The organism is Frankia sp. CeD (genome assembly GCF_000732115.1).
Lineage (GTDB): Bacteria > Actinomycetota > Actinomycetes > Frankiales > Frankiaceae > Frankia > Frankia casuarinae.
In genome coordinates this window covers 1-10,114 of record NZ_JPGU01000073.1, presented here as the reverse complement: position 1 = coordinate 10,114, position 10,114 = coordinate 1, and the positions used below count along the sequence as shown (strand labels likewise).

Sequence of the window (10,114 nt, the reverse complement as noted above, 5' to 3'; positions counted from 1 at the left end):
GCGCAGGCCCACTCCCACACCGCCACGGTGGTGTCGTGACCTGCGATGTTGCCCGCGACCCACAACGCCAGGACCGGCGCGAGCTCGTAGCGAACACCCCGCGGGTCGCGCCAGTCCGGTACCCGCCGCAACACCGCGACCAGCCCCGCGACCTGCGCGGCTGTCGAGACCTCAACCTGCTCCTGCTGACACTCAAGCCACAACATGGGGGACACTACAGACACGGACGCGGCACCTGCTTCTGGAAGACCTNTGCGTGAGAACTCAGATCTTCCTGTAGGTGCCGCGTCTGCCGCGTTCCAGGGCCCTTCNCGGCCCNACCCCNAGCAGTAGCCGACCACAAACTCAAGACGCCACGCCGTACCTACTTTGACGTCGCCCTGCTCCTCAATACAAACCCCAAAGTCAGCGGGCTACGGCCGCCCACCCTGAATGGACACGTCCCATGCTCCTGGCGGACGGCATCGGGCCTCTCCCCGGCAAGGCATACCCGTCGTACGCCCTGGCTGGTACGGAGAGTTATCGCACGACGACCTCAAACGTGTTCTAAGGGGACGGCGTTCAAGGTGGAACCAGAACTTTGATCTAGTCTGCTACCTGCGCAAACAGTGGTCGCATGATGAAACATTCATCCCGGGTATCCGAGCAGGGGACGAGATATTTACCGGTGTGGCCCGGCGAGTCAGTGGCAGAGCGTGAGGCCCTCGACAAACCTGGCAATTTGGACGGTTGTTTTTAGGCAAACTCCACGGCGAAGGATTGCGAGGACAAAGCTTGCGAGGCGCGGGGTATCGGTGCTAGCGTGAGGTCCGTCTCATGGGCATCGTTCTGTCTTTTCAGATCTTCTTGAGGGGGGTTCCGTGAGGGGCCATCCAGAAGGCCTCCATAAAGATCTTCGCTGGGGGCTTCGAACTATGGTGATCTAGACGTCCATTATTCGTTCCTCCTTACGTTTCCTCGATTCCCGCTCTCACCTTCGGCCCGCCCGTGAGACAGCACGGATTTTTACTGCCGGCCGTCACCCACATTCTTTGTCGACTGTAGGTGCCCACCCTAGTGGGATTAATACTCATGTGTAATCAAATTCGTTGTTGTTTGGTAATCTTTTGCTCTTCGGCAAGGTTCATGAAAACGCTCAAGATCAACCAGGCGGCGTCATCTGGGTGACCACGTTGAGCGGCCGAAGTTGGTGTGGACACCGGTCCCGAGCCCGGATGGCGTTCCGGGCCAAGCCTGGTCGATCCCCACCCGTTCGGCCCGGGTGCCCACCGGGCCGGTGGACCTTCGGCCCTCCTGCCGGGAAGCCCGCCGGAGCGCCTTTCGCCTGGCCTTCGTCACGAGGGAATCTTTCGGCTCAAGCCTCGCGGATAGTTCTCATCCATCCACGCCACAGTTACCCGTAAATTTATCCCTTGGAACTCTTCAGGAAGGAAGAGCACGTGATTTCTGAAAACGGGACGGAAGGGCGCGGAGGCGATGGCTGGTCCTATCTGAGAAAACTGCTGAACGAACTACAGAACACCACCGTTGAGCTACTACCGATAAATTCACTCACCACCTCCGAGTCGCTTCGCGTGGCCGGCGAGGTCGGGCATCATGTCAAGATACTGGCCGAGACGGAAGCCGTGTTGCCGCCGATCATCGTGCATCGGGGATCGATGAGGGTGGTCGATGGAATACACCGGCTACGGGCCGCCGCGATTCGTGGTGAGGAAGATATCAGGGTGCAGTTCTTTGATGGCAACGTCGAAGACGCTTTTCTCCTGGCGGTCGCCGCAAACGTCACGCACGGCCTGCCGCTCACGATGGCGGATCGGGTGGCCGCTGCGAAGCGTATTATCGCGTGCCGTCCGCAGTGGTCGGACAGAGCTGTGGCCTCGGTAGTCGGAGTTTCCGCGAAAAAAATCTCGGAAATCCGCCAGAGCCTGGCCGAAAGTGTCCCTCAGTTCACGAGCAGGATTGGTATGGATGGGCGTACGAGGCCGTTGAGCTTTGTGGAGGGCAGGGAGCGGGCCAGCGAACTGATCAAAGCAAATCCCGCCGCCTCTCTTCGGCAGATCGCAAGGGAAGCCGGAATCTCTCCGACTACGGTGGCGGACGTAAAGAATCGAGTTCTCCGGGGAGCAAGCCCGGTCCCCGTAAAGCAGCGGAACGTCGACACGGTGGACCTCAGGCGACGCATGGCGATGCGTAAAAGCCTCAGCTCGGGACGAAAAGAGAGGAGATCGCTGGATGAACTTTTCTCTCTCTTTGATGTTCTGCGGAAGGATCCGTCACTGAGGTACAACGAGGTAGGAAGGATGGTGCTTCACGTCCTGAGCTACTGCACGGTCACGGCTCGGGAGAAAAAAAAGATCATCGAAAACGTTCCACCCCACTGTAGGGAAGCTATCGCCGATCTCTTCTCTGGGTATGCTGATATATGGTGCCTGCTCGCGGAGGAACTCCGGGACGGCGAGCATCGTGTCTCCTCGGAGGCAGAGTAGCGAAAGAGTGGATGTAGCGCCTCGATTTTTTGATACGGGGGCGATTTCGAAGGTTTGAGCCCGTCCATCAGCCGGCGTCGTCGGGAGGAGCCGGCGGAATACCGCCGGTTGTACGCCGCGGTCTGNCGCAGATGCCCGAGCGGCAAGGATGGCCAGCCGCTGTTCAAGTGCCGAGATCGCGCGGTTGGACGATAGGAGAGGACTCACGGCGCCACGGCTGAGCGGACTGGACTCCCACCAGCACCCCCACCAGGGGGCTGGCCACCATCCTGGTGGACACCGGGATTCACCGGCGTTGATCGCGCTGAATATGGGGCTCGCCGCGGCGGCAGGGAACCGTTCACCATGCTCGTTCTCATGGCGCTGATCACGATGTTCATCGCCGGCTGATACTGGTGGCGCCGAGTCGCGGGGAACCAGCCGTACTGGCTGTATCAGCCGCGCAGGAGGCGGCGGAGCCGTTGTCGGAAGAATGTCCTTGACATTTATTTGAGAAAATTCGAAACTAGATTGAAAATTTGGTCAAGCGGGCTTAAAGGGCTCGGAAAAAATGGTGGGAGATGGCCGTGACAGATTCTGCGGAATTTGATGTGGTGGTCGTTGGCGGCGGACCCGCCGGCTCCACACTGGCCGCGCTGGTGGCCATGCAGGGGCATCGAGTCCTTGTCCTGGAGAAGGAGCACTTTCCGCGCTACCAGATCGGCGAGTCGCTGCTACCATCCACTATCCACGGGGTCTGCCGGCTGACCGGCGCCGCCGACGAACTGGCCAAAGCCGGCTTCCCGCTCAAGCGCGGCGGTACCTTCAGATGGGGGGCCACCCCGGAGCCGTGGACGTTCGCCTTCTCGGTGTCGTCGCGGATGGCTGGGCCGACCTCATTCGCCTATCAGGTTGAACGGTCGAAATTCGACGAGATTCTACTGCGGAACGCCCGCCGGGTCGGCGCCGAGGTACACGAGGGCTGCTCGGCCACCGACGTCATCGAGGACGGCGACCGGGTCGTCGGCATCCGCTACACCGACGACGGCGGCAACCGGCGTGAGGCGCGGGCCTCCTTCGTGGTCGACGCCACCGGCAACAAAAGCCGCATCTACCATCGGGTTGGTGGCACCCGGCAGTACTCGGAGTTCTTTCGCAGCCTGGCCCTGTTCGGCTACTTCGAGGGCGGCCGGCGGATGCCCGAGCCCAACCGGAACAACATCCTGTGTGTGGCCTTCGACAGCGGCTGGTTCTGGTACATCCCACTGAGCGACACGCTGACCAGCGTCGGCGCGGTCGTACGGTCGGAAATGGCGGAGAAGGTCCAGGGTGACTCCGAGCAGGCCATGAAGGCGCTCATTGAGGAGTGCCCGATGATTTCGGATTACCTCGCGCCGGCCAGGCGGGTCACCACCGGGCAGTACGGCCAGCTCCGGGTACGCAAGGACTACTCCTATCATCAGACGACTTTCTGGCGTCCCGGGATGGTTTTGGTCGGCGACGCCGCGTGCTTTGTGGACCCGGTGTTCTCCTCCGGCGTGCACCTCGCGACCTACAGCGCGCTGCTCGCGGCCCGGTCCATCAACAGCGTCCTCGCCGAGATTGTGGACGAGAAGACCGCGATGCAGGAGTTCGAGGCCCGCTACCGCCGAGAGTACGGCGTGTTCTACGAGTTTCTGGTGTCGTTCTACGAGATGCATCACAGCGAGGACTCCTACTTCTGGCAGGCCAAGAAGGTCACCGGGAACAGCCAGCCCGAGCTGGAGGCATTCGTCGAGCTGATCGGCGGAGTGTCGTCGGGGGAATCCGCGCTGACCGACGCCGACGCCCTGGCCCTCCGGCTGCAGGCCAACACCGCCGACTTCACTACCGCGGTCGACGCGCTCGTGGCCAACAACAGCGAGAGCATGGTGCCGTTCATGAAGTCGCAGGTGATCCGCGGGGTCATGCACGAGGGCTCGCAGATGCAGATGCGCGCGCTGCTCGGTGAGGACGCCGAGCCGGAGACCCCGCTGTTCCCCGGCGGTCTGGTCTCGTCGGCTGACGGCATGTTCTGGCTGCCCACCGACGCTTAGGCCGGCCGTACCGGTCGCGTCCAAAAGCAACCGGCCCACACATGGTCCACCATGTGTGGGCCGGTTGTCTGTGTGGGCCGGTTGGTTCTGTGGATGTCAGCCCAGTAAGATGGCGCCGCTGGTGCGTGCCAGTTCTACGGCCTTGTGCCAGTTCCACGGCCCGGCTCCGTGCCGGGTCGGGCAACCACATCGGCCGCGTGCCGTCAGCCACCGTGGGTATAACCCGGGTGAAGAGAAGATGCAGAGTACCCGGAATCGGATTCGAACCGATATTCGGGGCTCTTTCAGGAGGTCCGTTTCCGTCGCTGGGCCACGGAGCGCTCCCGTGAACGATTATATCGCTCTAACCGTTCTTGCCGACTGTCGAAAAGGCATCCGATGGCGCTGGCGGAAAATTGCTGGACGCCATTGTTGTGAGTCTGGATCCGAGCGACGCTGCGGGGTATGACTGTGCGAGCGATCCGCGGTGCCACGCAGGTCGGGGCGAACGCGCGAGAGGACATCTTCGAGGCGACGGTCGAGCTGGTCACCGAGATGCTCATCCGCAACGGGCTGGTGACCGACGACGTGATCAGTGTGCTGTTCACCGCGACCTCGGATCTGGACGCCGAGTTCCCCGCGCTGGCCGCCAGGAAGGCTGGTTTTCACACGGTACCGATGATCTGCGCCAGCGAGATCGGTGTGCCCGGGGCGCTGCCGCGCGTCGTACGGCTGATGGCGCATGTGGAGGTCGACGGGGCGCGCCCGCCGATCAGGCATGTGTATCTGCGCGGCGCGAGCGCGCTGCGCCCTGATCTGGCGCAGTGATCTCGGAGGCTGGGATGACCGCGTTGACGCTCGGCGACTACGAGAACCTGGCCCGCGCCCGGCTGGACCGTCTGGTCTGGGACTTCTGCGCGGGCGGCGCCGGGGAGGAACGGACGCTCACGGCTAACATGGCGGCATTCGACGACGTCCGGCTGCGGCCAACCGTGCTGCGCGGCGCGTCCGACCCCGACATCGCCACCAGGATCTTCGGTGACCGGTGGGCGGCGCCGCTGGCTGTCGCCCCGATGGCCTTCCACACGCTGGCTCACCCAGATGGGGAACTGGCCACGGTGCGGGCCGCCACCTCGGTCGGGATGCCCGTCGTCGTCTCCACCATGGCCGGGCNCCGCTTCGAGGAGCTGGTCTCGGCCGCAGGCTCCCCGCTGTGGCTCCAGGTGTACTGCTTCCGTGACCGCTTCCGGACGCAGCGGCTGATCGAACACGGGGAGCGGGCGGGCATGAATGCGCTGGTCCTCACCGTTGACGCGCCCCGGCTTGGCCGCCGGCTGCGCGACGTGCGCAACGACTTCCGGCTGCCTCCGGGTATCATGCCGGTCAACCTCGACGGGGATGGCTTCTCCTCGCCCGCCGCGCACGCCAGCGCCGAGCTCGACCCGACCCTGGACTGGTCGGTGATCGACTGGCTGCGGTCGATCAGCTCGTTGCCGCTGCTGGTCAAGGGCATCCTGACGGCCTCGGACGCGGAACGGGCGGTACGTGCGGGGGTGGACGGCATCGTGGTCTCCAACCACGGGGGCCGCCAGCTTGACGGTGTCCCCGCGACCTTCGAGGTACTCCCGGAGATCGTGGCGGCGGTGGCGGGCAGTTGCCCGGTCCTGGTCGATGGTGGCATCCGGCGGGGCCGGGACGTGCTGGCCTGCCTGGCGGTGGGGGCCGCCGCGGTGCTCGTGGGTCGGCCAGTCCTCCATGGCCTGGCGGTCGGCGGGCAGGAAGGCGCAGCTCATGTGCTGGGCATTCTCATCGAGGAACTCACCGACGCGATGACCCTCACCGGCACACCTTCGCTGGCCGACATCCATCCCGGCCTCATTGGGCACTGATACGGCTCACCGTGAGTTTTCGGCAGTTGGACAGTGGTTGCCGCAAACTCCGCTAGGTACGGTTGAACCGATACCGCGGCCACTACTTCGGGTCCCGTGTTTAGGAGGTCGGTGATGACGCTCGGAGCTCCGGGCCCCATGATGATCCGCGGGGTGGGTGGTGACCGACCGATTACCCGGCAGCAGATCAGGCCGGGTACAATGCGCCGGATCCTGCCTTATGCCAAGCCTTATCGGTGGCGCCTGGTGCTGCTGCTGGCAGCCGGGTCACTCGAGGCCGCGAGTATTGCGGCCAATCCACTGCTACTCAAGTTCCTCATCGACGACGGCATTTTGAAGGAGAACACCAGGCTGGTCGTCGTAGTCGCCTCGGTCGTCGCGGCACTCGCCCTTCTGGATGCCTTTCTGGGAATCGCTCAGCGGATGCTCTCCGCGCGATTTGGCGAGCAGATAATCTATGATCTGCGGACCCGGGTCTTCGCCCACGTGCAGCGGCAGCCGATCGCCTTCTTCACTCGGGCGCAGACCGGCTCGCTGGTCAGCCGGCNGAACACCGACGTGATCGAGGCGCAGCAGGCGATGTCGCAGTTGCTGACTGTGTTGGTGTCCAGCGCGCTGTCGCTGGTCCTGGTGATAGTCACGATGTTCTACCTGTCATGGGTCGTGACGATAGTCGTGCTCGCGCTCGTCCCGTGCTTCATGCTGCCGGCCCGGGTCGTCGGCCGCAGGCTGCAGCGGTATGCCCGGGAGGGCATGCAGCTCAATGCCGAGATGAGCACGATGATGAACGAGCGCTTCAACGTGGCGGGCGCGATCCTCGTCAAGCTTTACGGCGAGCCCGAGACCGAGAGCAGGCAGTTCGAGGACCGGGCGGCGCGGGTCCGCGATATCAACGTGCGGACCGCCGTCTATGGGCGGGTGTTTTTCGTCGCGATGACGATGGTGGCCTCGCTCGCCACCGCGGCGGTCTATGGCATCGGCGGTGTTCTGGTCATCCACGACGACTTCCAGCTCGGCACCCTTGCCGCCTTCGCGGTCCTGCTCAACCGGCTGTACGGCCCGATCAACCAGCTCTCCAACATCCAGCTCAACGTGCTGACCGCGCTGGTGAGCTTCGACCGGGTCTTCGAGGTGCTCGACCTGCGGCCGCTCGTCGCCGAACGCCCCGGCGCGATCGCGCTGCCGTCCGCCTCGTCGGCCGCGCCGGAGATCGAGTTCGACGAGGTGTCGTTCCGCTACCCAACCGCCGACGAGGTGTCACTCGCCTCGCTCGAATCGATCGCGCTGCCGTCCGCCGAGCGCACCGGGAGCACCGCGATGGTGCTGGATCGGATCAGCTTCCGGGCTCCGGCGGGAAAGCTCACCGCGCTGGTCGGCCACTCGGGCGCCGGGAAGAGCACGATCACCCATCTGGTCTCCCGGTTGTATGACCCGATCGCTGGGACAGTCTGGATCGATGGTCACGACCTGCGGGACCTCACGCTGAAATCACTGCGTGACACGGTCGGGGTGGTGACCCAGGACGCGCACATGTTCCACGACACCATCGGGCGGAACCTGGCGTATGCCAAGCCTGACGCGACCGACGAGGAGATCGTGCGGGCGTGCCAGGGCGCGCAGATCTGGAATCTGATCTCCGCGCTGCCGCACGGCCTGGACACCGTCGTCGGGGATCGCGGCTACCGGCTGTCCGGCGGTGAGAAGCAGCGGCTGGCGCTGGCCCGGCTGCTGCTGAAGGCGCCGTCGATCGTGGTGCTCGACGAGGCCACCGCTCACCTGGACTCCGAGTCCGAAGCCGCCGTCCAACGGGCCCTGAAGAGCGCGCTGGCAGGCCGTACCTCTCTGGTGATCGCGCACCGGCTGTCGACCATCCGGGAGGCCGACCAGATCCTGGTGATCGACGCGGGCGGTGTCCGCGAGCAGGGCTCGCACGAAGATCTGCTGGCGGCGGGCGGGCTCTATGCGGAGTTGTACTTCACCCAGTTCGCCGGGCAGGCGACGGACTCGGTCGACGACAGGGTCGGCGCCTGACGTCCTTCTTGCTGACACCTTCGCGGAACTCGAGAGGAGAAGCACGGTGGCTCAGTTGGAGATAGAGGATCTGTGGCCGCTGTCGCCGTTGCAGGAAGGGCTTCTCTTCCACGCCCTGTATGACGAGCAGGGCTCCGACGTCTACGCGTTGCAGGCCGTACTGGACATCGAGGGTCCGCTCGACGCCGCGATCCTGCGGCAGTCCGGCCAGCGGCTGCTGGACCGGCATGCCAACCTGCGGGCCGGGTTCCGGCAGCCCGCGGCGCTGGACCAGCCGGTACAGGTGATTGCCAGGCAGGTGGAGCTGCCCTGGTCGGAGACGGACTTGTCGGGGCTGCCGGAAGCCACGGCACAGGCGCGGGCCGGCGAGGCGACGGCCGAGGAGCACGGCCGCCGGTTTGNCCCGGCGGCGCCGCCGTTGCTGCGCTTCCTGCTGATCCGGTTCGGCGCGCGGCGGCATCGATTGGTGATCACCGTCCACCACATCCTGCTGGATGGCTGGTCGCTGTCGGTGCTGCTGCGTGAGCTGTTCGCCGTGTACCGGAGCGGTGGGCGACTGAACGGGCTGCCGCCGGTGAGGCCCTACCGGGATCACCTGGCCTGGCTGGGGCAGCAGGATCGGGAACAGGCCCGTACGGCGTGGCAGGAGGAGCTGGCCGGGGTCGACGGGCCGACACTCGTCGCTGCGGTCGATCCGGCGCAGGCCTCGCCGGAACCCGGTCGGGTGCGCTTCTCGGTGAGTGAGGAGCTGACGGCGGCGCTGCGCGGCCTGGCCCGCGGTCATGGGCTGACGTTGAACACCCTGATCCAGGGCGTATGGGCGATGCTGGTCAGCCGGTTGGCCGGGCGCTCGGATGTGGTGTTGGGGGCGATGGTGGCCGGCCGTCCGCCCGAGCTGCCCGGTGTGGAGGACATGCTGGGGCTGTTCGTCAACACGGTGCCGGTGCGGGTGNCGCTGGACCCGAACCNGCCNGTNANCNNGATGCTGNCNGCNNTGCAGGACCGGCAGTCGGCTCTGATCGCNCACCAGTACCTGGGGCTGGCCGAGATCCAGCGGCTGGCCGGTGCGGGGGCGACCTTCGACACGCTGTTCGCCTACGAGAGCTACCCCTCCGATTCGCCCGGGCGGGCTCCGGGCGAGGACGGTCTCAAGATCAGTCAGGCGGTGGGCGGGCTTGAGGCGACTCNCTACCCGCTCAGCCTCACCGTGCTGCCCGACGAGCGGCTCGGCTTCCGCATGNCGCACCGGCCGGACGTCTTCTCGCGTGAGGCGGCCGAAGGCTTCGCCCGGTCGCTGGTGGAGCTGCTGGAGGCTGTGGCGGCGGATCCGGGGGTGTTGGTGGGTCGGGTGCCGGTGTTGGGTGCGGCTGAGTGGGTGCGGGTGGTGGAGGAGTGGAATGACACTGGGGTTGGGGTTGGGGTGGGGACGTTGCCGGGGGTGTTTGGGGGGTGGGTGGCTGCGGGGCGGGATGTGGTGGCGGTGGTGTCGGGGGGTGTGCGGGTGACGTATGGGGAGTTGGAGGTGGCGGCGAATCGGGTGGCGCGGGATTTGGTGGCGGCTGGGGTGCGGTCTGGTGATCGGGTTGGGGTGGTGATGGAGCGGTCGGTGGAGTTGGTGGCGGTGTTGGTGGGGGTGGTGAAGGTGGGGGCGGCGTATGTGCCGGTGGATGTGGAG

General features: G+C 65.2%; 7 protein-coding genes. 6 read left to right on the top strand and 1 reads right to left on the bottom strand.

The annotated features are described in order from the left end of the window. Positions 1-224 (bottom strand): transposase family protein (locus CED_RS20425; RefSeq protein WP_160172403.1); only part of this gene is annotated, 224 nt, incomplete at its 3' end. A gap of 1,188 nt (positions 225-1,412) precedes the next feature. Between CED_RS20425 and CED_RS23145 the strand changes: the two genes are divergently transcribed. The 6 genes from CED_RS23145 to CED_RS20400 all read left to right on the top strand — a co-directional run. After that, positions 1,413-2,486 carry a ParB/RepB/Spo0J family partition protein gene (locus CED_RS23145; RefSeq protein WP_131728967.1) on the top strand — a complete coding sequence of 358 codons (1,074 nt, stop codon included), beginning with the start codon at positions 1,413-1,415 and terminating at the stop codon, positions 2,484-2,486. Positions 2,487-3,052: 566 nt separating this feature from the next. Continuing rightward, positions 3,053-4,540, top strand: coding sequence for a tryptophan 7-halogenase (locus CED_RS20420; RefSeq protein WP_023842143.1), 1,488 nt, complete (start codon positions 3,053-3,055; stop codon positions 4,538-4,540). Between the two features lie 444 nt (positions 4,541-4,984). Further along, entirely contained in the window at positions 4,985-5,347 is a 363-nt protein-coding gene (gene aroH / locus CED_RS20415; protein WP_023842144.1) for a chorismate mutase, read from the top strand. A 14-nt stretch (positions 5,348-5,361) separates the two neighbouring features. Continuing rightward, positions 5,362-6,408: an alpha-hydroxy acid oxidase gene (locus CED_RS20410; protein ID WP_035913406.1), complete on the top strand. Its 1,047-nt coding sequence runs from the start codon at positions 5,362-5,364 to the stop codon at positions 6,406-6,408. Between the two features lie 114 nt (positions 6,409-6,522). Beyond that, a complete protein-coding gene (locus tag CED_RS20405) occupies positions 6,523-8,439 on the top strand; it encodes an ABC transporter ATP-binding protein (protein ID WP_035913400.1) in 1,917 nt (638 codons plus the stop codon). A 46-nt stretch (positions 8,440-8,485) separates the two neighbouring features. Continuing rightward, positions 8,486-10,114: condensation domain-containing protein (locus CED_RS20400; RefSeq protein ID WP_035913405.1), on the top strand; the 1,629-nt coding region annotated here is incomplete at its 3' end.